Here is a 23,215-nt window from a genome sequence, read left to right on the forward strand (position 1 = left end):
GCCCTATCATCTGAAGTGAGCAAATGCTTTGTTTGATTCTGCCATTTTGTGAGTGTCTTCTCTTTTCTTAACAGCACCACCAATTTTATTTGATGCATCAATTATTTCATTTGCAAGTTTTTCTTCCATTGTTTTTTCGTTTCTTAAACGAGCATATTGAATTAATCATCTTAATGCAAGTGTTTGTTTTCTTCTTGAACTTACTTCAACAGGAACTTGATAGTTACTTCCACCAACTCTTCTTGAACGTACTTCAAGTTGAGGCGAAACGTTTTCTAAAGCTAAGTTAAATACTTCTAATGGTTCTTTTTTGGTTTTTGTTTTAATAATTTCAAATGCGTTATATAGTATAGATTCAGCAACCGATTTTTTACCATCCAACATAATTGTGTTAATTAATTTAGTAATAATTTTTGAATTAAATATTGGATCAGCTAGAACATCTCTAACTGGTGTTTTTTGTTTTCTTGACATATTATTTTCTCCTTATTACTTTCTAATTAATTAGCCTTAGGTTTCTTTGTGCCGTAAATTGAACGACCTTGTTTTCTTTTTTCAACACCAGCAGCATCTTGTGTTCCACGAATTATTGTATATCTTACTCCGGGCAAGTCTTTAACTTTACCACCTCTTATTAAAACAACTGAGTGTTCTTGCAAGTTATGTCCTTCACCAGGAATATATGCAGTAACTTCTTGACCATTTGATAATTTTACCCGAGCGTATTTTCTAATAGCTGAGTTAGGTTTTTTAGGTGTCATTGTTGCAACCCGAGTGCATACCCCTCTTTTAAAAGGACTAGGTATCTTTTTTTCTTTTTTATGTAAAGTATTGAACATCATACCTAAAGCAGGTGCTTTAGATTTTGTTCTTTTATCTTTACGACCGTGATTAATCAACTGACTAATTGTAGGCATTTTTTTGTTCCTTTCGTTTTTATAAAAATAAAATAAGTATTAAAAATACTTGTACTATTATACAACAACTTATCCGGTAGTTTCATTTTTTATTTTTTTTATTTTTACTTAATAAAAACTAATAATAATTGAATTATATTGTGGAATTTTAACTATTTGTGAATATAACAAATCAATTAAAAATTTAAGTTCATAAAATAATTATGGTTTATTAGTAAGATAGAAAAATAGTCTTGTATATAGTCATTTTTATATTAAAATTTTATGTATTGCATTTATTTAACAATAAATGTTAATTAAAAAAATAAAAAGGAAATATACGAAATTATGAATAAAAAAGTCAAGATAATTCTTTTATCTACAGTAATGACCCCCCCACAATTATTCCCTTATTAGCGGCTTCATGTGCTAATGAAGATCCTGAAAGTGAAATAAAACAGATTAAAGTTTCTGTAACTACATTAGATAAATTTGCTAAAGATGTTACTGATTCAGATATAAAAATCACAGGATACCGTCCTTCAGTATTCAAAATTAGTCAACGCACCAACCAAACAGTAGCGATCCAACTACGCTAGAAGTATTAGTGGTGTTAACAAACATTAAAAAAGGTACAAAAGCACCAAAATTCTTTACAATTAAAGGATTTAAAGCCGATTCAACTGATGAAATAGAGGCATTTTAGCTAAAGAACTTGAAAAAATTAGCGGAGTTTCAGTAGAAAATCACGCTAATAAAATAGCTAATACAATTACTTCAAGTGATATTAAAGTTGCAGAAACTACTTTTATTGATAAAAATACATTCGAATATTTTATTAATCCAAAAGTTGATTTTAACGATAAAACTAAACTTAGTGTTTCAGTAAGATTAAAACATAAACAAAGTGGTATTTTATCAAAAGCAAAAACTTTTGAAATTACAGGTTTTAAAACTCTTTCAGCAGAAGAGAAACAACAAATTAAAAATCTTGAAATTGCATCAAAGAAAATTACTGTTGATGTAGAAGGTAAAGAAAATAAATTTGCTAAAGATGCTGTAGAGGGAGATTTAAAATTCACAATTCCAAAAATCGATGGTTTGATTGATGATCCTTCAAAATATGAAATTGTTGAAAAATCATGATCTGTAACTAAGAGCGTTTTAAAAAATCTCGAAGTATATTTCCAGTTAAAAAATAAAGACACTAAATTAATATCAAGTAAACGTAAGGTGGAAATTAAAGGTTTCAAACAATCTGAAGCTTCTACTCTTGAAGAAAAGGCATTGCAAGAGGCATTAAATGCTATTACTTTATCATATGAAGATGGACCAGAAGTTCTCAAGAAAATAGATGTTGGTGATTTAGATATTGCTAAAGTTAAATTAGAGGGCAAAAAAGAAGGTTTTGATTATAGGCCTAAGTTCAAAAATGAAACACCTAATAAACAAAACTACAATGAAGGTTTTAGAACTGTAGTAATTACTGTGAAAGAAGGTTCAAAATCACTTTCAAAAGAAATTAATCTTGAATGCTTTAAATCAGATTATGATGTAATCATAAAGCAAAGAGAATTAGTAAAAACAATTGATTTAAATCAAACCTCAGAAACCAAATCTACGGTGGAATCATTGTTTCAAGGTGGAAATAATGAAATTGATATATTTTATGATTTTGATCAAAAAACATATTTTGACAAAAAATATACAGAATCAAATAGAAAACCTATATTAGATATGTCAAAAGTTAGTTGAGCATTCGGAACAATATTTGGTAATGGTAAATTAATTAAATTAGGCGAAAATAAATATAAGGCAAAAGTAACGTTAGCCAAAAGTTGAAAAGTAAGTGGAAAATGAAATTACATATATGATACAAAATTCATAGAAACTAATGAACTAAGTTTTCAAATAATCGATCAAACAGCAATAGATAAACTTGCAGAAGATAATAAAGATAAATTTGATTATCCTGATAAAACTACTATAGTAGTAGAACAAGCTGCACAAGATAAAATCATCTTACCAAATGTTAAACTTCAAAATATCCCCGTTAAATTCAATATAACAAGTTTGCAAAAAGATTCCGAACATCAAAATTAATAATAAAATATGAAGCCGAAATTGAATATAAAGGCAACAAATTAACTTCTAAAATAATAACAGCAAAAATTTCAGGATTTAAACAAGATGAACTTGGAAAAGAATTTAATGGAATGAATATAGATTATGAAGATAAGAGTAACACCGAAGTAGATAATGTACAACTAGAAAAATTCAAATTAAAGAAAAACTCTTCGGATTATTCTCCATCCAACGACATAACTAAAGAAATTAAAATCATTTCAAAAGATAAATACAATGGTAAAGTAACTATTGAAGTTATTCTAAAACAAGGTTCTAATCAAGTTTCAAAAGAATTTATTGTTGAAGATTTTAAAAAGAAACATTTTGATTTTAATACCGAAGTAGACAATAGTTTTACAATTAAAATTAAAGATATAGAAAAAGCAAATGTACTACCTAGTGCTGTTAAAAAAGAAAATATTCTAATTGAAATTAAAGACGAATATAAATCAGCTATTGAAGTTCAAAGTTACGAATTTACCGAACAAGATAATGAAAACGGTAAATTAAAAATAAAAATTACATTAAAAGATTTGATTAATAATCCTCATTCTACAAAGGATGTTATAAAAGAAGAAACAGGATTTAAAACATCTACTGCTACAACAAAAAAATTTAAATTACAAGAACTATATAATCTATCGATTTCTGGAACATTAATTTCAGTAGATCAAAGTCAAAAAGATGAAATTATAAAACTATTTAAATCTATGAAGACTTATGGAGATGAAAATAGAAGATTTTTAGCATACAAAAATGGTTCTTTCTATACAAAAAATAGTAATGGTACAAAAATAGAAGGTATTTCTATATCAGATAATTCTATAAGCAAAAGTATTTACGCATGGTAAAAATAGTAACATAGCAAAAGATTCTTCAACAGGAACCGGAAACAATAAAGGTATTACTCTCTTGAACGATGGCGAAAAATGAATTGTTAAATGAAGATTAATTTTATTAGAAGACAACACCGAAGATGATCAAGTCTTTGAACAAGTACTATCCCAATAATCAGATTAATACAAAACATCTTATTTTGCATAAATAATTATTTCAAAAAGAGAAGATGAAGCAAAAAAGTCTTCTCTTTTTGATTTCCTATCAAAAATGCAAATATGTAAAAAGGCTATGTCAAACTATTAATATATAGTAATTTATTAAATTTAAGTAGTATCCAAATTTAAAGAATAAAAAGAAATTTTTATTGAATATAATGCCTAATAAGTTGAGTAATTAGAAATTTGTTGTATATTTAAAGTACAATTTAAAGTAAGAATGGATACGGATTTCAAAAAAATTCATTTTTTGAATAAGGAATTTATTGAACATTATTCTATTATTTATAGAAACATTTTATTACAACAAAATATCATAATAAGTTCACAATTTTTTATTTTTGTCTTAAACATTATATTCAATAATTTTATTTGAGTAAAAATAATAACTTCTCTACTCTTATTGATTTCACTGATACAAATAATAATTATTATAAAATTACTTACTTTATTTAGAACACTATTTAAAAGTGAAAATATCATTAAAAAAATATATATTTTATATCGTATAAACAAAGTATTAAAGATAAAATCTATAAACATATTTTTCAAAAAATATCTTTATAAAGTAAATAAGACACTATTAAAACAAATAAGAAAAATTAACAAAAAATTTGTTTTACACGGTAGTTCCGCAATAATGTGTAATATAAATTTATTTTGAAGAGCTGCTAATGATATAGATTTAATTATTTTAGATTATGATTACAATAATAAAAAAATAGAAAAATCATTTGAAAATCAAAGGTTTTTAAAACTTATAAGTGAATTTTCATATATTAATTACAAAATTCAAGATATTAGTATTGAAATTCTTACTACAAAATTTATTCCATACACTCATATAAATAAACATAATCTAATTTGAACGTGTAATATATATTGACAAATTGCGATGAAAATTTTTCAATTAATTGAATATGTATTAACAAGAACCGACAATAAAAAGACAATTGAAATAATTATAGATTTGATGTGAATATATAATATGCATACCAAAAATTTTAAACGTATTAAAAAGATAAATAACGCGTTAAATTATTTATTATTGAGTAATTTTTTTGTATATTATTACCTTCCTTATAAAGTAAGGATAACAAATAACTTAGAACAAATAAATGAAAAAATAAAACAAATTTTTATTAAAAATAACTGATTAAATAATTTAGATAAAAAATTCTATGATTTTCTCATTAATTTAAATTTCTTAAATAGGATTTTCGATGCTAATTTACTTAAAAAAATAAATAACATAGAAAAAGTTTTGATGTTTAAAAGGGATCTAATTTGAAAAGAGATCCTTAATATTGATAGTCAAAACAATTTAAAATCAATTAAATTAAAAACAAATTTAAATAAAAATTTTTGAATAAATTTTGACAAATATTCTAAAGAAATTGTTTCGTATTTAAATTTTGATGTTAATGATTTACGGTGTTACTTATTAACAAAAATAAATATTTAGTATTAAAGGAGAAGCAATGCTAATAGAAATAAAACAAAAAAATGAATTTGACATTGATAAAAATTTGAAATTTTTACAACAATTATTAATTTGTATTAAGAAAAAAGATATAAAAAAAATTAATGAAATTTTGAATAGAAATAGTTATATACATATATTAGAAAATAAAAATAGATATAATGCCTTGGAATTAAATAAAAGAATTAATGAAATTGAAAAAATAACATTAAATACTATAAATAGCAAAATCCATAATAATTCTAAAATTAATGCAATTAAAACTAATTCAGTTAATAGTGCAAATTACTCTATTGATGGTTTTAATTGAACTGAAGTAGAAAATATACAACGTTCATTATTTTCACCCACAGTAATAGAACGCGCTTCGTTTAAAAATTATAAATTTTTTTTTAATTATAAACAAATCGAAGACAAACTTCTATATGATATAAATTGATATAAAAATTACATAACTAATTGAACAAAAGAACTAAAAGAATTAAACGAAATACTTGGAAAAATAGGCGAGGGCTTAAATAATACAGGGATTCCTATTATTGATTCTGCAATAGCAATAAAAAATGCAATTGAATTAGGTTTCTTTATTATTAACGAAATAGGAAATAAAATACAAGATTGTTGTAATTTATACTACGCTAAAATAATTCCATATTTTTTGGAAATGCTGAATCTTGTTATAAATTCTGAAAATGTTACAAAAATATATGCTTTTATGCAATATTCTCATAATTTTGCAAGAAATGAAACATACGGTATTTGATACACAATAATTAATAAGAATTTTAATCAGTATCATAAACTTTTGAAAGATGAAATGAACATAGCTAACCATATATATTGAGAAAATTATATGGCAGAAATTCATAATTACTAAATATAGAAAAAATGAAAAAAGAACTTAAAGATATTTTAGAAAAAGCTAAAATTGTAATTTCAGATGAAAAAAAGCAAAAAAAAATGTTTTGATACATTTTTATTGTATTTATTAGTATTTTCTTTTTTACGCTGTGTACTATTTGTTTATCTATCATAGAATGAGATAAATCAAATAAAATTTTAAGAATAATAATAACAACTATTTTCTATCTTATATTGGTCGCTCCTTGTAATATCTTTTTTATACTAAAAGTAGTATTTTTATGAAAAATTATAATTAATAAAGATATAAATGACTACAAAATTTCCAAGTATATGATTGGTTATTTTTTATTAAAATTTAATTTCTCATATGCAAAAGAAATAAAGATCGAATGAAGAAAATCCAAAATTAATTTATTATTAAAAGATGAAGAATTCAAAAAATTTTCTAGTTTTTTTGATAATTATGATCTAACAAATATTGAATTAATTTTCTCCGAATTTAAAAGCGAACATTTATTGATAAATAAATACAACATATTTTATTTTCTACTCAAAAATTATTTAAAAACAAACGAGAAATATATTGACATGTTAAATGCATTTGTTTGTTTAAATTTTTTAAACAAATTAAAGGTAAAAAACGTTTTTCAAAGATTTAATTTTAAATTAAATGAAAACATAATCACGTCATATAAAAAAGAATACATATTCACTTTTTTTAAGTTAAATAAAATATTTGATTTTGAAAGAAAGCAAAAACAAAATCACGATAAAAAAATAGCACGTATGAACATAATTAATATGATAAGTAGTCTAATAAATTTTTATTTTGTTTTTGCATATTCAATTTTTTTAAGCACATCATTTGTTGCTAGTTATGACAATTTGAATCATTTTGGCTTTAGTAAATTATCAATTTTCTACATATGATTGTATTTGATGTGAACATTCTTTACTATAATAATTGTTATTCTATTTGTTTTTGTTTTAAAGTATATGAAATTAAAGAAATCCGAAAAGATAATATTTATTTTTTCCGGATTAATTGTTTTAATACAAAATTTCTTAATGTGTATATTCCATGAATTGGGATTTTATCTAAAAAATAAGAATTGATCTAACTTATATATTGGTTTAGTGTTCTTGTTTTTAAACATAATAGTATACTCATTTTGATTTAATGCTCTTATTAATATTAATTTAAATTTGAATAGCAAAAAATATGAATTAGATAAAGAATAAAGTATCCAAGTCTAATTTACTTAAATTTAAAATGGAGATCTTACCTCCATTTTAAATTTAAAAAACTTTTTATAGTCTATTGGTTTTTTATTAATTTAATTTATTCCAATTGCAACACCTTTATTTTTAAAGGTTTCAGTACCATTTCCCCAAATTAATTTATATAAATCTGGATAATCAATAAATGGATTTCTAATTCCACCTTGAGCTTCTGCGATTGCTTTATTACGTTCAATTTCAACTAAATTTACAGGGTCAAATTCACTTCATTCATAATAACAATCTAAGAATTCTTTGTGAAAATAAGGAAATGTTTTATAAAACACTTGACTACCGGCTCCACTATAACCATTTTTGTGGGTTATTTGAAAGTAAAAATAAGCACGTGCGGTGTCACCTTTGAATCAATCAATTGGTTCACAATATTTATTTGAAATCTTAGTTCCATTTTTACTAGTTATTTTAGGATTTGAAACTTTAAAGTGTGGATGATTCCCTCTTCAATTATTTACTGCTTTATCAGAAGGTCATACAAAATGTGCATCATTTCTTGTAGGATTAGCCTTATTGAATCATGATTGCGGAATCATATGTTCTCTATTATACATAGAGCCTTCACCACTAGAAGGTAATCCGGTGCCATGTCCACCAGTACCTTCATATTCACCAATTTGGAAATTATAAGGATCAGAGCCATTTGGATTTTCTGAATAAATGTCTAATATAGTTCCATCATTTTCTAAATATTTATCAATAAATGCAGTTTCATAAGTTCTATATAATTGAGCATAATTATTGTGAAAGTTTTTCAAATGTTGTTTTTGGATAGTGAACAATTTTTCGAATAATTCTCTACCTCTTAATCCTTCTGCATCTTGGTAATAATTATTGCTTGCATCATATTTTACACTTACCGGGGTTCCGGGATTTGGACTTGGTGTCGGGGGGGTCTGAGGTTGTTCTTGATTACTTCCACCTCCTTGTTGCTCACCTTGACCATTTCCGCCGCCTTGGTTTCCACCACCCGGATTTTGAGGGTTTTGAGGCTGTGATTGATTGGCAGGAATAGAAACCGAACCACTTGCAATTACTTTGTTAGAAATTTTTCCTAAAATGTCATATTTAATATTAATTTGTTGCTTTGTAGCATCAAAATTTATATTAGTAATTTTTAGATCATATTGTTCATCTAGATTTGTAATAGAAAAATCATTTGAAAGTAAATTATTTATATCAGCATTAGTTTTTAATGAAATTAATGGATGAAATGTTGGTTTTGTATTATTACATTTAGATGAAAAAATTAATGGTGCGAATATCACACTTGGAACAAATGTGAATAGTAGCGTTGTTTTGAGACTTTTTTTGTTCATTATAGTCCTTGTTAATTTTTTAATAGCTATAAAATTTTATCATAAGCTAAATATTAAAAAAATTTAACTTGTTATAAACAGAAATAAGCATTTATTAATTACAAATTAATAAAAAATGTGATCTAGTTAGTCACATTCATTATTTCAATTAAAGTTTTATATGGCAAATTGTTTCTGGGTGTTTATCAACATAATCTTGATGATAATCTTCTGCTAAATAGTAATTTTGAAGTTTTAATACTTCTGTTACTACTTTGCCTTTTATAGATTCAGCAAGTTCTTGGATTTTAGATTTTATTATTTTTTCATCAGAATCATCTACAAAATAAATTCCACTGCGGTATTGCTTTCCATAATCAGGTCCTTGGTAATTTAAAGCAGTAGGATCAATTGCTGAAAATAATTTTTCTACTAAAGTTTGAAGTGGAACTTTGGTTGGATCATATTCAATTTCAACTGTTTCAGCTGCAGTAGTGGAATGTGATTTTACAAGTTCATAAGATGGATTTTTGATATCTGAATTAGCATATCCCACAGTAGTTTTAATAACCCCTGCAATTTTTTTGAAATATGCTTGAACACCTCAGAAGCATCCACCTGCTATATATATTTTTTTCATTATTTATTTTTTTATCCTTCTATAGTGATTGAACTATTTTTCTTTGAAAATATCGAACCTTTGTCAATAGTAATGATATTAACAAAAGTTTTATAAAAACTTGAATTAACAATTATTCCCGTATAAGTGAAATAAGATATGAAAGTCATTAGTAATATTAAATACATGAAAGCTGCCACAGGACCGAATTTGTTATATTTAATTAAAGGTGTAATAGAACCGAAAATTAAAATAAAGAAAGAAGTTGGTATTGAAGTTATTAAAGCGCCCGGGTGAATTTGAGGAAATTTTAATTTAAAGTTGGGCGCATACAAGTAAAACACTCCAAAACCCAAATAAGTAGAAACTGGTAAAAATAAAATTATTGTGAAATAGTAAATTACTAAAAATCAAGTTTTTGGCGTTTTATCTCAACTTACTCATTCAGCTGGATCAGTTAAGTTTTTAGGCATTGAAGCAAATCCAGCTTTTTCAATTAAAAGTGTCATAAAAGCAGTAAATGCTAATAATAAAATCGTTAATATCACAATCAATGTAATACATACAAAAATGCCTTTAACCATACTTTTTCAAGCACGAAACGCAGTTTTGTGTTCATAAAGTGCATCAATTGATAAGATGAATTTTGAATATCCTTTTGAAGCGATTCAAATAACTGAAATAATTAATAATGTGAAAGTAATAGCACCATCTACACTTGTTCAAATTGTAGATATATCTTGTGGAAGAATAGTTTCAATGTTAGGAATAATACGTCCTAATATAACATGACGGAAAATAAAGTTATATTCCGGGCGAATTGAAGTAATAATAGAAACTAAAATCAATGAAATTGGAATGAATGATAAAAATAAATACATAGCATAACCAATTGGAATGAAAGTAAATTCATTCGATTTTAGTTTTTTGTAAGCGTTATTAACAATTTCTTTACCTTTGGCACGACTGCTTTTTAGATATCTTGGAATAGCTAAAAATAAAATACCATAAATAATTCATTTAAATATTTTTTCAAAAATATTACGGTTAGGAGCAGTTTGAATTATTTGACCATTGTCATATTCTTTTTTATTAACCTCAACAAGGTCATCTTCTTTATGCTGTCAACCGCTTTTAATTTTTCATTTTCATTTATTTTTTCTTCGACACATATTTTCCTCAGAAATTAGTTTAATAATAGTTTATCTAAAATTTCATCTAATTTACTTATATTGGCTTTACCCATTGTTTTTTTCATTATTTGACCAATCAAGTATTTTTTATTTCGATCAATATTTGAATTAAAATCATTTTTCAAATTAGGATTTTCATCCAATATTTGTCTAATTACATCTTCAAGTGATATTTCTTGAACTTCAATGAATAAATTATTATCTTTAATTATTTTGTCTAGAGGTAGATCTTTATTATCTTGTTTCAATTGCAAAATATCTAAAACTTTTGCTTTATTTATTTTTTGCTCAATTAAATATTTGAACATTTTTTCAACTTCTAATAATGAAATATTTAAATCTGATATTTGCATTTTATTAGCATTTAAAAATGGAATAATTGTCGCAAAAAATAAATTAGCTTTTCTTTTAATGTCATCTAGATTTATTTTGTCAAAGTAAATTGAATATTCAATATTGTTTAATAATTGATTAATCTGAACTAGATTAAGTCCATAAGATAAATACTTTTGCTCTTTTTCATATGGTAGTTCTTCAATTTTGGTGTTTTCAATAACTGAAAGTGGAACTAAGATATCAGGAATATTAGGTTCTGGGAAATATTTATAATCAATACTATCATTTTTAGAACGCATTAAAATAGTTTGAAGTTTTGCCTCATCAAATCTTCGAGTTTCTTGTAAAACTTTTTTGCCTTCTTCAACTAGTTTTACTTGACGTTGGAATTCATAATCAATTGCTTTTTCAACATTTGCAATTGAGTTCAAATTTTTTATTTCAACACGTGTGTTGAAATCATTAGTGCCTTTTTTACGAATAGAAATGTTAGTATCAACTCTTAAACTACCTTCATTCATTTTAGCATCACTAATATTCAAACATAAAGCTGTTTGCCTAATAGCTTCTACATAAGCTTGTGCTTCTTTAGCTGAATGAATTGTAGGATGAGACACTATTTCAATTAAAGGAACACCTGCGCGGTTATAATTTAATAAAGTAGAAGTTTCAGTGTGAATTGATTTAGCTGTATCTTCTTCAAGATGAATTCTTTCAATCGAAATTTCTTTTCAAATGCCATCAACTTTAATTTTTATTTTTCCATTTTTACCAATTGGGAAAAATTGTTGGGTTATTTGATAGCCTTTCGGAAGATCGGGATAGAAGTAATTTTTTCTGTCAAATCTAACCAAATTGTCTATTTCCATATTTAAAGCTTTAGCAAGTTTTATTCCTTTTATAATAGTTTCGTTATTAACAAGTGGTAAACTTCCAGAATAAGCTAGGTCTATATTTGAAACATTTTGATTTTCTGGTGAATTAAAATCATTTAAAATAGGTGAAAACATTTTGGTTTTGGTATTAAGTTCTAAATGGATTTCAATTCCAATTACCAATTCTCATTTACTATTCATATAGTTCTCCTAATATCTTTTCAATAAAAAGAGCATATTCCATTAACTTAGTGTCGCTATATAGTTTTGCATCAATTGAAATATTAAAAGGCATATGATTTTTAGGATTTTCACCTAATTTTAAAGTAAGCGAAGGATTGCCAACTAAATTTCCATAAGTTAGAATATAGTCCATATAAGAAGATTTATAAGCTTTACCATCTTCTGGAGCAGATGCATTAGATGCTGGAAAAACAAAGATGTCACATTGTTCATGAATTTTTGTGAAATAATTCGATAAATATCTCCGCATTTTTTTAGCTTGATTGAAATATTTGCTTTGATTTTCTTGTTCTAAGAAATAAGAACCTAGTATCAAACGTGATTGTACCATTTTACCTAAATTCTTGCTCCGAGAATTTATCATAATTTCTTCTCAATTTTTACCTTCTTGTTGCATTCCAAAATTTATAGCAGCAAGGTTTGATAAATTTGAACTTGCTTCTGAAAATGCAATGATACGATAAACTGTATCAATTGATTTTAAAAGTTTTTCGTTAACTTTTATCTTTATAAGATTAATGCCTTTTGCTACAAGAGTGTCCAAAAATTTTTGATAAGATGAAGCAACATAATCTTCTAATTGGTCAAAACAATCTAAATAGCAAACTGTTTTAGGTTTTTGTTCTTTGATACTAGATGCTTCAAAACTTAATTCTTTGCTAGTCAAATCAGATTTTAAATCTTGTTTATATAAAACAGAACTCAAAGTTATTAAATCAGAAACATTATGAGCGAAGTATGCAACAGTATCCAAACTTGTAGCAAAAGCAAAAAGACCATAACGCGAAACTGCTCCGTAACTTGGTTTAAATCCACATTTACCAATGTTTGATGCGGGCTTACGTACTGAATCTCCTGTATCGCTTGCTATAGCAAAAGATATATTTTCATTAAAAGTAGCGGCAGCACCTGATGAAGATCCGCCAACTAAATACTTTTTATTTTGCGGATGCAACACTTTTCCATAAGCAGAATACTCCCCGCTTCCACCTAAACCAAATTCATCAAGATTAGTTCTAGCTATACAAGTTGCACCAGCTTGTTCTAATAAATTAATTACAGTTGCATTATATTGTGGTTTAAAGTTATTTAAAAATAAACTTGATGCCTTGCATTCAACATTTTTTTGCGCATAGTTATCTTTAATAGTGAAAACACAATTTGATAATATACCTTTGTCTTGCAATTTAGCGTTTTCAAATACATAAGCTACTGCATTATTTTTGTCAGACTTTAGCTCTTTGATAGCTTTTTTGATGTCACCTTTAATTATCATTTAGCACCTTCTTTAAACTAACAAATGAATCAGTTTTGCTAGTGGCATTAGCCAAAATTTCTTCACGTTTCAATAAAAAAGTAGAATTTTCCTCATCTTTACGTAGTAAGGAAAATTCAAGAGGTGTTTCTGAAATTTTATGCAATGGTTTTAAATTTACAATTTCATCTTTAAATTGTTCTAATTCTAAAAGTCCATTTTCTACTTTACTATACAAATCCAAAGTAAGCGAAATTACCTCTTTACTTGGTTTTAAATAAATATCTTTTGCTAATTTCTTGATTTTTTCTTCATTCATAAACGCCTCTTATCAATGTGGATGACATATAAAAGTTTGATTGTTGTATTCTTCAAAATCTTCACCAAGATTTTTGAAAGTTATTGAATAAGAATGTAAGAACATTCTTCTAGCACGTTTGCCCCCATATTTTAAATCTCCTAATATTGGAGCTTTCAAATATTCAAGAGTGGCACGAATTTGATGTTTTTTACCAGTTAGAATTTGAGCATATTTGCGATTGCCTTCAATTTTAAAAATGGTTTTTGCTTTAACACCAAAATTTTCATCAACAACCATTTTTTCATTTTTGATATCTTTTTTAAGTCTAACTGTAACTTCTTTGTAAGATTCTTGGAAATCTGAAACAAATTGATAAATCTTTTCAAAATGGTTTTGCTTCTCTTCAAATTCAACAAGTGTTTTGTAGTTTTTAGCATAAACTACAAGTCCAGAAGTTTTTTTATCAATTCGCCCAATAGATGAAGGAATAAAAGACGAAGTTTTTTTGTAGTTTAAATATTTAAGCACTTGATCATTTAAACAATTTTCTTCTGAATGCATTGCAATGTCATAGTGTTTATCAACAATAAGTAAATTCTTGTCTTCATAAATTACAGAAAAATTTATTTGGCTACTATTATGTTGCAATTCTTTTTGAATATCAGAAAGACCATAAACTATTATTTCATCATCAAGTTGGAGTTTGTACTGTTTATCATTGGTACGTTTACCATTGATTTTTATATCTTTTTCACGGAATAATTTTTCAATACGAGATATAGGAACATTATCTAGCATTCTCACTAGATATTTAAATAATGACCTATTAATGTCATTATTTTTAGCTTTAAAGGTTTTATTCATCTTCTTCAGTACTGTCTGATTCTATAATCACAGGTTCAGCTGGACGTTCAACTTCAATATGACGTTGTGAGTCAAATAAGTTGAAATCTTTGTCTTCATCGGTAGATTCTTCAGTATATCTTGCAAATTCAGGAAATGGTGGAAGTTCAGCTAATGTTTTAATTTTGAAATAATCATAGAATTTATTGGTAATTCCATAAAGAATAGGATTTCCAGGAGTAGGAGCAACTCCAACTTCTTCAATAATTCCTTTAGTTAATAAAATTGAAACTACGTGGTCACTAACAACACCTCTAATGTTTGAAATCATACTACGAGTAACAGGTTGCTTGTAGGCTACAATTCCAGCAACTTCAATACCAGCATTTGATAAATGTTGTTTTCTAGTAATAGTTACTAAATCTTCAATGTAAGTTTTAACACTAGGTACAGTTAAGAATTTAAATACATCATTAAATTCAGCCACCATAATTCCACGTTTTTCAGCATTGAAATCTTCTTTGAATTTTCTTAGTAATGCTCTAGCTTCATGTACAGTAGCAAATTTAAAGACATCTTTAATTTGAGTGCTACTTACTCCTTCTGATCCTTGGATAAATAATAATGCTTCTAATGCTTTGTAATTATTGTTCAACATATTCCACTCCTTTTGTAAATTGAATAATTCCGTCTTGTTCTATTTGTTTCATAACCACAATTTGTTGTCTTGATAAATCTAATACTGCTAGCAATGTAATTACGAAATGTCCCATTGTAGGCACGTTGAAGATTTCATTAAATGGTACTTCATCACGATTTTTGAATAATGCTTTAATTCTTTTCTTTTGTTCTTCTGGGCTTACTGCCACTGTTGTTATAACAACATTTCTAATTAATTCGGCATAAGTTCTTTCAAACATTTTCCGTAATGTTACAACTAATCTCGAACTGTTAGCATGACCATCAAGTACTGATTCATCCATTTCACGAATAAATTCTGTTATATCTTCCGGGGCTTTTGAATAGTAGTTATTTCTATCTTCTTCATGTTCTTTTAGAGTCTTAGAAATTTCTTTGAATTTTTCATATTCAGCAATTTGTTCTAATAATCTCTTCTTTTCTTTCTTAACTTCTTCTTCAACTTCAGGATCTTGTAGTAGCATTCTTGCTTTTAGTTGAAGCAATGTTGCTGCCATAACTAAGTACTCTGAGGCAATATCAAAATCATTGGCTTGTAAGTTTTTGATAATATCTAGGTATTGAGAACTAAGTTCAGCAAGGTCAACTTCAAAGATATCTAAGTTTTTTTCTTTAACTAAAGTTACAAGAAGGTCAAGTGGTCCATCAAAGTTAGAAAGACGAATGTTGTATTTAGAATCTTCTACTTTTTTTTCGTTTGGAGTTTTATTATCTTCATTTGCTTTTGGTTTTTCTTTAACTTCAAGTTTTTGTTTGTCTTTTTGCTTTTTTTGCTCTTCAAGTGAAATTTCTTTTACATCTTTTTTTGTATTATCAATTATCATTTGTTATTCCTTCTTTGCTCTTTTACTGTACTTATTATGCTTTGTCTCATCAGAAGTGATATTTTGTTCAACATAATTTGAAAGTATTTTATCTCTTACTAAGTTTCCTAAATCAGCTGGAAGCAAGGTTTGGAAATTAATTGGTTTCATTGGAGAGTGAAATGTTACAGTGACTTCAAGAATTCCTTTACGACTTTTATCATAAGCATTACATGCATTATTAATGGTGGTAGGAACTATTGGAACATAAGCCATTTGCGCAATTCGGAAAGCACCACTTTGAAATTCTCCAATTTTTCCATCTTTTGTACGCGTACCTTCTGGAAAAACAATTCCTGCTAGTTTGTTGTTTTTGATATATTCAGCAAAGTTTTTTAATACTTCAGGAATTTCACGTGGTTTAGAAAAATCAATTAAATAAGTGTTAATGAATTCTGCGATTTTTTTAATTGATTTTCTTTTTGCAATTTCTTGACGAGCAATGAAACCAAATTTTCTGCTGTCTTGTGTGTTTGAAAATTCTTTTGATAGTGCCGCAGAAATTATTAATGGATCAAAATAAGTTGAATGGTTTGGTGCTATAACGCAAGAGCCAACCGGCACATTTTCAAGACCTTCAACTTTTAATTTGATACCAAAACATTTCAAAAGTTTGATTGATCTTGTTTGAAATTGTTTGATTTTTTCACCAGTCGAATAGTATTCTGGCATTTTTTTAGCACGTTTGGCTTTTGAAATTAAGGTTAAATAGTGATGTAATATTGGTCCTAAATTTCAAAAAATTCTTGTTTTTAGTTTCACTTTATTTTCCTTCCTGCATAACTATGGCAATAATATAATCATCTTCACTACTAGTTGAGATCACAAATTTTTTGAGTGAGTTATCTAAAAACTCATATCTTCCGCAAGTTTGTTTGATTATACATATCTTACTAAATTCAAAAAACTCGTTATTGCATTTATATAGTGCTTCTTTTATGGCTCAACGTGTTGCGATGAAATGGTCTTTATCTTGTTCGCTTGCTAAAAGTTCAAATTCTTTTTTATGTAAAATTTTTTCAAGAGTATGTTTTTCAATATTTTTAAATCTTGTTTTTTTACATAAATCAATGCCGACCATTTATACTCCAAAATATTTTAATATTATAATTTAAAAACCCACATTTTTTTATACTTTCATATATTTCATATATGAACCCTTGAAAAGTCTAGAAAAAATAACAAAAATTACTTATTTTAAGTCATATTTTCAGCCTTATTATTTTGTATCTTCATTTCAAAATCACCTCCATAAATAAGCATAATATAGACTTGCTTTAAAAGTAAAAATTTGAGAAAGATTTGAGAAACTTTTGAGAAAGTTGTTGAAAAATTGCTGCTTTTTTCAACAAAAAAATGAGCTTTTTGTCCGCTCATTTTTTTGGGTTTTAGAAATCAAATCCGCGAATGTAACAATCTTTTGTTTCTTCAGAGTTGTCTTTTTTATTCTTAATTTTTAGTGGAAGTTTTAATGTTTTATAGGCTTTTTGAATAGGAATAGTTTCTTGGGTAATTTCAATTTTTGCTAGGTCTGCTATTGAAACTTCATATTGATCTTTATCTTTTTCAATTATGTTTACTAAGTTTATATCTTTTAAAGTAGGAAATTCTTCACGTTTCAATGAGTCATTAATTTTCTTCACTAATTTTTCAATTTGTTTATCTGTTGATAATTTCTTGAATTCTTCAGAGTCAAAATAAGTTTTTAATTCATCTTCACTAATATTGTAAAGTATGTCTCCTTCATCAGTTTCGGCAAAATATTCATCTACTTGAAGGTACCCAAATTGTGAAGTTGAACCTAATCTAGAAATTTCTATTACTTCTTCTATTTTTTTAGAACTATCAAATTTATCTTCTCTATCATAAATAAGTTTAAAAGTATTTTTGTTAGGAATAATTTCTTTTAAGAATTTATCTTTATCTTCTTGAGTCCCAGTTTTCAAAACATCATATTTAGCACTTAATTTGTAGTTATAAAACTTAGCGTTATCAGCTTTTTTAACATAAAAAATTGTTGATAATTTTAATAATAGATCTTTTCCATCTTCTTTTAAAAGAAGATCTTTAATTTCTTCAGGAGTGATAGTTTTTGATTTTGGTGTTGATTCTAAGTCAATAATTTTATGTTGTTTTTGTGAATCAAAACCATAAACAAAGAACACTTCTTGATTTCACTTAGTTTCTGATTTTTTCTTTCATTGAATGTTGATGTGAATATTTGTAGGCCCATGGTGGTGTAATCATTTTAGTTCATTTTCAAAACTTAAATCATATTGTTTATCATCAAATTCACCATTTACTAAACAATATTCTTTATATAACTCTAATTGTTTTTTTACATTACCTTTATATTCAGGTGTTTCAAGTTTTTGTTTAAATAAGTCAATGAATTCAGGAGATGAAATAACATCACCTTTATCAGTAGTTGATCACAAAAACTTTAATCCTGCAAATTCATTATAATCAACATTAACATCTTTTTTAAAACCAGGAACTGTAATTTCTACTGTATGAATCTTGGTTGGATCTTTTTTTTCTATAACTTCAAAAAATAGATTTAAATCTGATTTTGTAGCTTGTGTATTTTTTAAATTTAATTTATAGTCATAATACTCTAAATCAGTATTAGAAAAATCTATATATGCATAAGGTTCTAAAACTTTTTTAATATTAGCAAGACTTGCATCTTTTTGAAGTTCAGCTAATATTGCTTTAGCAGTTATATTTTTGGCAGCTTCATTTAGTTTTTCTGAAAAGAAAATACCATAATTATTATTAGTGTAAGAAACTAAATCACTAGGAATAACCATTTTTTGCTGAATTGATTGTTTTTTGGTAGGTTCTTTACATTTCACTGACATCATTGCCACAATAGGGGTGGCTGAAATTAAAAGTGATGATAGTAGAACCTTGTTAATTATTTTTTTCATTATTATCATATCCTTGTATGATTGGTGCATTTTTACAAAAAATATTATATTATAATTATATTTTAATTGTTAAAAATTAATGAGAAATAAACTATTTTTATATAAATGTAATTATAAAAAAAATGCATTTATATATTACTAACTAGACTTTTACGTAGTAAAAGTAGTAAATAAAAGTAGCATTTGAAAAATTATTTGCTACTTTTAATTAACGTTCCACTTAAAATTTATGCAAATTTTTTAATGATCATAAATAATAAGAAATTGCAGTGGGTTTATTTAAAGATAGATTAAAAATAAATAATGAAGTAATTAATAATACTAAATTTGAAGGAATGTCTTCTTGATTGAGGCTATATTTTAAATAACTGCAAAGTTCTTGAATGTATGTTGCAATTTTTCTTTTATCTTCATAATTAGGAGAAAGTTTTGCAGCTTTATAATCTTCTTCGAATTCTTCTATAATTTGTGCAAAATTAATTTTTAGTTCTTCTTGAGGTTCGGCTACTAATTCTAAAAGTGATTGGTTTTCCTTATTTCATTTATTTAATAAATAGTAGTTTTTGATTATGCGGATGTGAAATAACGCTCCATCAAAAATTAAATAAATTAGAAAAATTATAGGTAAGGATAAATATTGAATATAAGAAGATGGTTTTGAATTTTCATAATGAATAATAATTGAAAATAAAATGGTGACTAATAAAGTGCAGATGCAAAGAATAATATATTTAAGTAAATGAATAAAGAAAACTTTTTTAAATTTAATTTTTAGTACTTCAAAATAAGAATCATTTATTCTAAATTTTTCTTGAAGAGAAGATTGTAAGTCATAGTTTTCTTTAATCATTAAAAAATGGGGATTATTTTTCAATTTTTTAATGATGTTATTAGAAGTTAAAACTGTTGCAATATATAAAACAGTTGCCAGTATTGCAAGAACAATAAAGATTGTAAATGTTGAATTTTTCATAAAAATGGTTTGAATATAAAAAAACCTAAACGAATTTAGATTTTTAAACAATTAAATCAAAAGGATCTAATTCGATAGCAGGTTCTTCTAAACCTTTTAATGCTTTTTCTGATAAATATTTTTTGTCAACAATAGCTTCATAACTATATTCATCAAATCATTTATCACTCATTGAAAATATTCCTTTTTTACCTATGTCATCACCTCAACTATTTTCAACTTTTCAGTTAGTAATAGTTCCATCTTCTTTTATATTAACTCCAACTAAGTTCATAGCATGGCTTATAAAAGAAGCTTGCATTTCAAATCTTTGTTTTTTGCTAAAGGGTAAGGTTTTGGTTAAAGTTAAATCAGTAACATAGACATTTTCATCCATAATACCCAATTTTCTTTCGCTAGAAGCAGTAACATCACAACCATATCAAACTGCTTTATTATCTTTCAGTGAAGCAATGATTGCCTGTTTTTGTTCTTCTAAAGGAATGTTTAACGCTTGCATTCCTATTCCTTCATACATACTTTTTACATATTTACTATGTAGTAATCTGTAATAAGGATGAATTTCTCTAGGATCTGAAATGATAGTGATTTTGTTTTCTAAAACTTCAGCTATATATTTTTCATAAAATTCTTTTGGAGTTGATTTGATGGTAAAGTATTTTTTATCTTTATCACGATATGAAAAAGTAAATTCTTCTGGTGGAAGTCCTAATGATTTAACTAAAATGCTATAAGTGTCTTGCAAGGCCTTATCACGAAGATCATAAATTTCAGGAGTTAATTGATTTCTGTTTTCCTCAAATATTTGACGCATTTGAACAACATATGCTTTTAGTCTTAAATTAATTTGCTCGAACATAAATGAAGTTGATGTACTTTGAAAAGTTTCAGGCATTGAAGCTTTTGGTAGTATTCCATATTTTTTAACTAAATCAATAAATCATTCATAATATCCGCCATCACTTATAGGATCATGATTGAAACGTTGGAACAATCTATCGGTATAATCTAATTTCAAACCTTCTTCAAGCATAAAGTTTAAATAAGTGTTTGCTTTTTCCAAATAGTCATAAAAACCAATGTAGTTTTGTGATAGTTCAATGTTTTCTACATTTAATTTTTCCATTAAAGCCAAACGAGCCATATTTAAAGAAGCAAAAATTCAGCATCTTCCACTATTTTTTTGGTTAGTTATTTGACCCACTTTGGTTTCAATTGAAAATTCAAAGTCATGTTTATTAACTACATCAGCATTTAAAGAAGAAGATGCAATTCCATTTTTTAAAATTGAATTTTCAATAATTTTGTTTGCCTTATCTTTAAGATAAGTTTTTCTTAATGATTTTAATAAATCTTTATTAATTAAATTGTTCATATTTTATCCTTTTAATATCCCATTGCTTTTTCATATTCTTCAAGATCACCATAGAAAAGAAAACTTTCTTTTGGTTTTATTTCTAATATCACATTAGAACATTCTTTTATCATAGTTTGATTATAAGTTGTAAAGAGACAAGAACTTTTATAATCTTTAATTGCATCTATTAAAGAATCAATTGATTCTGAATCTAAATGGTCAAGTGGTTGATCGAAGATTAGGAAATTGCTTTCTTCTAACATTAGTTTTGAAAACATTAATCTAACTTTTTCGCCCCCACTTGTGTATTTAACTTGCTTGAATACACTATCATTTGAAAATAGCATTCTTCCTAAAAATCCACGCATACGAGAATCTGAATTATCTTTAGTTTCTTGGGTTGAATTGTTTAATGGTCATTTACTAATTCATTCTAAGATAGTTTCATCATTTTGGAAAAATTCAAGATTGTTATTAGGAAAGTAATTTGGTTTAATTGTTATTCCTCATTCAACTGTTCCAGAAGTTGGTTTTAATCTTCCAAAAATAATTTCTAAAAATTTAGTTTTAGCAATATCATCTTCTCCAATAATTGCCATTTTATCACCAGGTTTTAAAGTGAAAGATACATTTTCAAATAAAGTTTCGCCTTGATCATTTTTATAACTTAGATTTTGTACAGTTAGTACTTGTTTCCCAGGAAGACGATTTAAATCAAATTTAATAAATGGATATTTCCTAGAAGAAGGTTTTATTTCATCAATTACAAGTTTATCTAGTAATTTCTTTCGGCTAGTTGCTTGACGCGATTTTGAAAGATTGGCAGAAAAACGCGCTATAAATTCTTTCAATTTTTCAGCTTGTTGTTCTTTTTTTAGATTTTGCTTTTGTTGCATTTCAATTAAAAGCGCTGATGCTTGTTTTCAAAATGTATAGTTTCCAACAAATTGTTTAGCCTCAGAATAGTCAATATCAATAATGTGGGTACAAATTTCATCTAAAAATTTAGAGTCGTGGCTTACTACTATAACAATATGTTCATAATCTATTAAAAAGTTTTCAAGTCACTTAATTGCTTTTAAATCAAGTCTATTGGTAGGTTCGTCTAGTATTAGTATGTCAGGATTGCCAAATAGTGCTTTTGCTAAAAGCACTTTAACTTTTTCAGGTGCTTTTAATTCTTTAACCTTTAGATTTCATCTACTTTTATGAATACCCAAATTAGCAAGTAATGTTTGAGCATCATTTTCTGCATTTCATCCACCCATTTCACCATATTTTTGTTCTAGGACACTTGCTCTTTCGTAATCTTCTATAGTAGCATCTGGATTTTCATAAATCTTATTTTTTTCAATGTTGATATTATATAGTTCTTGGTTCCCCATAATAACTGCATCGGTTACAATGAAACTGTCAAATTCATTTTGATTTTGACTTAATGAACTAATACGAGCATTTTTTTCTTTAATAATATCTCCACCTGATGCCTCTATTTCACCACTTAATATTTTTAAAAATGTTGACTTACCAACGCCGTTCGCGCCAATAATGCCATAAACATTTCCGGGTAAAAATTTCAAATTCACGTTAGTAAATAATTTCTTATCAGGAAATATTTTGCTTAAATTACTAACCTCTAGCATATTTTCTCCTTTTATAATAGACTTGACTTTAAAAAATAAAGCACAACTTTAATAATTGTACTT

Annotated in this window: 23 protein-coding genes and 1 pseudogene; 6 read left to right on the forward strand and 18 right to left on the reverse strand. The window is 26.1% G+C overall.

Annotated elements, in window-relative coordinates:
* Positions 1–3 precede the first annotated feature (3 nt).
* From rpsG to JN03_RS00085, 3 genes are all read right to left on the reverse strand, one after another.
* The gene (gene rpsG, locus JN03_RS00075) at positions 4–474 is read right to left on the reverse strand and encodes a 30S ribosomal protein S7 (protein ID WP_036441624.1); all 471 of its coding nucleotides are present in this window, start codon (positions 472–474) and stop codon (positions 4–6) included.
* Between the two features lie 26 nt (positions 475–500).
* Positions 501–917 carry a 30S ribosomal protein S12 gene (gene rpsL, locus JN03_RS00080; protein ID WP_036441627.1) on the reverse strand — a complete coding sequence of 139 codons (417 nt, stop codon included), beginning with the start codon at positions 915–917 and terminating at the stop codon, positions 501–503.
* Positions 918–1,275: 358 nt separating this feature from the next.
* Positions 1,276–1,467, reverse strand: a complete 192-nt coding sequence (locus JN03_RS00085; RefSeq protein ID WP_134076412.1) for a hypothetical protein — start codon at positions 1,465–1,467, stop codon at positions 1,276–1,278.
* Positions 1,468–1,667: 200 nt separating this feature from the next.
* On the opposite strand from JN03_RS00085, the pseudogene JN03_RS10030 reads away from it, so the two are divergent.
* The 6 genes and pseudogenes from JN03_RS10030 to JN03_RS08205 all read left to right on the forward strand — a co-directional run.
* Positions 1,668–1,793, forward strand: a pseudogene (locus JN03_RS10030) (hypothetical protein); the annotation flags it as partial.
* Between the two features lie 204 nt (positions 1,794–1,997).
* Positions 1,998–2,999 carry a hypothetical protein gene (locus JN03_RS08190; RefSeq protein ID WP_208317674.1) on the forward strand — a complete coding sequence of 334 codons (1,002 nt, stop codon included), beginning with the start codon at positions 1,998–2,000 and terminating at the stop codon, positions 2,997–2,999.
* Between the two features lie 113 nt (positions 3,000–3,112).
* The gene (locus tag JN03_RS00095) at positions 3,113–3,874 is read left to right on the forward strand and encodes a lipoprotein 17-related variable surface protein (RefSeq protein WP_036441639.1); all 762 of its coding nucleotides are present in this window, start codon (positions 3,113–3,115) and stop codon (positions 3,872–3,874) included.
* A gap of 844 nt (positions 3,875–4,718) precedes the next feature.
* Positions 4,719–5,543 (forward strand): MAG4530 family protein, encoded by an 825-nt coding sequence (locus JN03_RS08195; RefSeq protein ID WP_134076413.1) that lies wholly within the window; start codon positions 4,719–4,721, stop codon positions 5,541–5,543.
* Positions 5,544–5,559: 16 nt separating this feature from the next.
* Positions 5,560–6,438 (forward strand): hypothetical protein, encoded by an 879-nt coding sequence (locus JN03_RS08200; protein WP_036441645.1) that lies wholly within the window; start codon positions 5,560–5,562, stop codon positions 6,436–6,438.
* An 11-nt stretch (positions 6,439–6,449) separates the two neighbouring features.
* Positions 6,450–7,667 (forward strand): MFS transporter, encoded by a 1,218-nt coding sequence (locus JN03_RS08205; RefSeq protein WP_036441648.1) that lies wholly within the window; start codon positions 6,450–6,452, stop codon positions 7,665–7,667.
* Positions 7,668–7,762: 95 nt separating this feature from the next.
* Here JN03_RS08205 and JN03_RS08210 read toward each other — a convergent pair whose 3' ends face one another.
* From JN03_RS08210 to JN03_RS08240, 15 genes are all read right to left on the reverse strand, one after another.
* Positions 7,763–9,040, reverse strand: coding sequence for an endonuclease (locus tag JN03_RS08210; RefSeq protein ID WP_051599137.1), 1,278 nt, complete (start codon positions 9,038–9,040; stop codon positions 7,763–7,765).
* A gap of 148 nt (positions 9,041–9,188) precedes the next feature.
* Positions 9,189–9,659 (reverse strand): peptide-methionine (S)-S-oxide reductase MsrA, encoded by a 471-nt coding sequence (gene msrA, locus JN03_RS00120; RefSeq protein WP_036441651.1) that lies wholly within the window; start codon positions 9,657–9,659, stop codon positions 9,189–9,191.
* An 11-nt stretch (positions 9,660–9,670) separates the two neighbouring features.
* Entirely contained in the window at positions 9,671–10,810 is a 1,140-nt protein-coding gene (locus JN03_RS08215) for a YhjD/YihY/BrkB family envelope integrity protein (RefSeq protein WP_036441654.1), read from the reverse strand.
* Positions 10,811–10,824: 14 nt separating this feature from the next.
* Complete coding sequence (gene gatB, locus JN03_RS08220) at positions 10,825–12,243, reverse strand: Asp-tRNA(Asn)/Glu-tRNA(Gln) amidotransferase subunit GatB (protein ID WP_036441657.1); 1,419 nt, start codon at positions 12,241–12,243, stop codon at positions 10,825–10,827.
* Positions 12,236–13,561: an amidase family protein gene (locus JN03_RS00135; protein ID WP_036441660.1), complete on the reverse strand. Its 1,326-nt coding sequence runs from the start codon at positions 13,559–13,561 to the stop codon at positions 12,236–12,238. The genes gatB and JN03_RS00135 overlap by 8 nt, the downstream gene beginning before the upstream one ends.
* A complete protein-coding gene (locus JN03_RS00140) occupies positions 13,551–13,859 on the reverse strand; it encodes a hypothetical protein (protein WP_036441662.1) in 309 nt (102 codons plus the stop codon). The genes JN03_RS00135 and JN03_RS00140 overlap by 11 nt, the downstream gene beginning before the upstream one ends.
* A gap of 9 nt (positions 13,860–13,868) precedes the next feature.
* Positions 13,869–14,705, reverse strand: a complete 837-nt coding sequence (locus tag JN03_RS00145) for an RluA family pseudouridine synthase (RefSeq protein ID WP_036441665.1) — start codon at positions 14,703–14,705, stop codon at positions 13,869–13,871.
* Positions 14,698–15,342 (reverse strand): SMC-Scp complex subunit ScpB, encoded by a 645-nt coding sequence (gene scpB, locus JN03_RS00150; RefSeq protein WP_036441668.1) that lies wholly within the window; start codon positions 15,340–15,342, stop codon positions 14,698–14,700. Before scpB ends, JN03_RS00145 begins: the two co-directional genes overlap by 8 nt.
* Positions 15,329–16,207: a segregation/condensation protein A gene (locus JN03_RS00155; RefSeq protein ID WP_134076414.1), complete on the reverse strand. Its 879-nt coding sequence runs from the start codon at positions 16,205–16,207 to the stop codon at positions 15,329–15,331. The genes scpB and JN03_RS00155 overlap by 14 nt, the downstream gene beginning before the upstream one ends.
* 3 nt (positions 16,208–16,210) lie before the next feature.
* Positions 16,211–17,008, reverse strand: a complete 798-nt coding sequence (locus JN03_RS00160) for a lysophospholipid acyltransferase family protein (RefSeq protein WP_134076415.1) — start codon at positions 17,006–17,008, stop codon at positions 16,211–16,213.
* A gap of 1 nt (position 17,009) precedes the next feature.
* Entirely contained in the window at positions 17,010–17,327 is a 318-nt protein-coding gene (locus JN03_RS08225) for a 4'-phosphopantetheinyl transferase superfamily protein (RefSeq protein ID WP_036441675.1), read from the reverse strand.
* Positions 17,328–17,634: 307 nt separating this feature from the next.
* The gene (locus JN03_RS08230) at positions 17,635–19,179 is read right to left on the reverse strand and encodes a hypothetical protein (protein ID WP_134076416.1); all 1,545 of its coding nucleotides are present in this window, start codon (positions 19,177–19,179) and stop codon (positions 17,635–17,637) included.
* Between the two features lie 220 nt (positions 19,180–19,399).
* On the reverse strand, positions 19,400–20,152 hold the full coding sequence (locus JN03_RS08235; protein ID WP_134076417.1) for a hypothetical protein: 753 nt from the start codon (positions 20,150–20,152) through the stop codon (positions 19,400–19,402).
* A 43-nt stretch (positions 20,153–20,195) separates the two neighbouring features.
* On the reverse strand, positions 20,196–21,527 hold the full coding sequence (locus tag JN03_RS00180; RefSeq protein ID WP_134076418.1) for a C1 family peptidase: 1,332 nt from the start codon (positions 21,525–21,527) through the stop codon (positions 20,196–20,198).
* Between the two features lie 11 nt (positions 21,528–21,538).
* Positions 21,539–23,152, reverse strand: a complete 1,614-nt coding sequence (locus JN03_RS08240; RefSeq protein ID WP_036444229.1) for an ABC-F family ATP-binding cassette domain-containing protein — start codon at positions 23,150–23,152, stop codon at positions 21,539–21,541.
* Positions 23,153–23,215: the final 63 nt, after the last annotated feature.

This window comes from Metamycoplasma hyosynoviae (genome assembly GCF_004365165.1).
Lineage (GTDB): Bacteria > Bacillota_I > Bacilli_A > Mycoplasmatales > Metamycoplasmataceae > Metamycoplasma > Metamycoplasma hyosynoviae.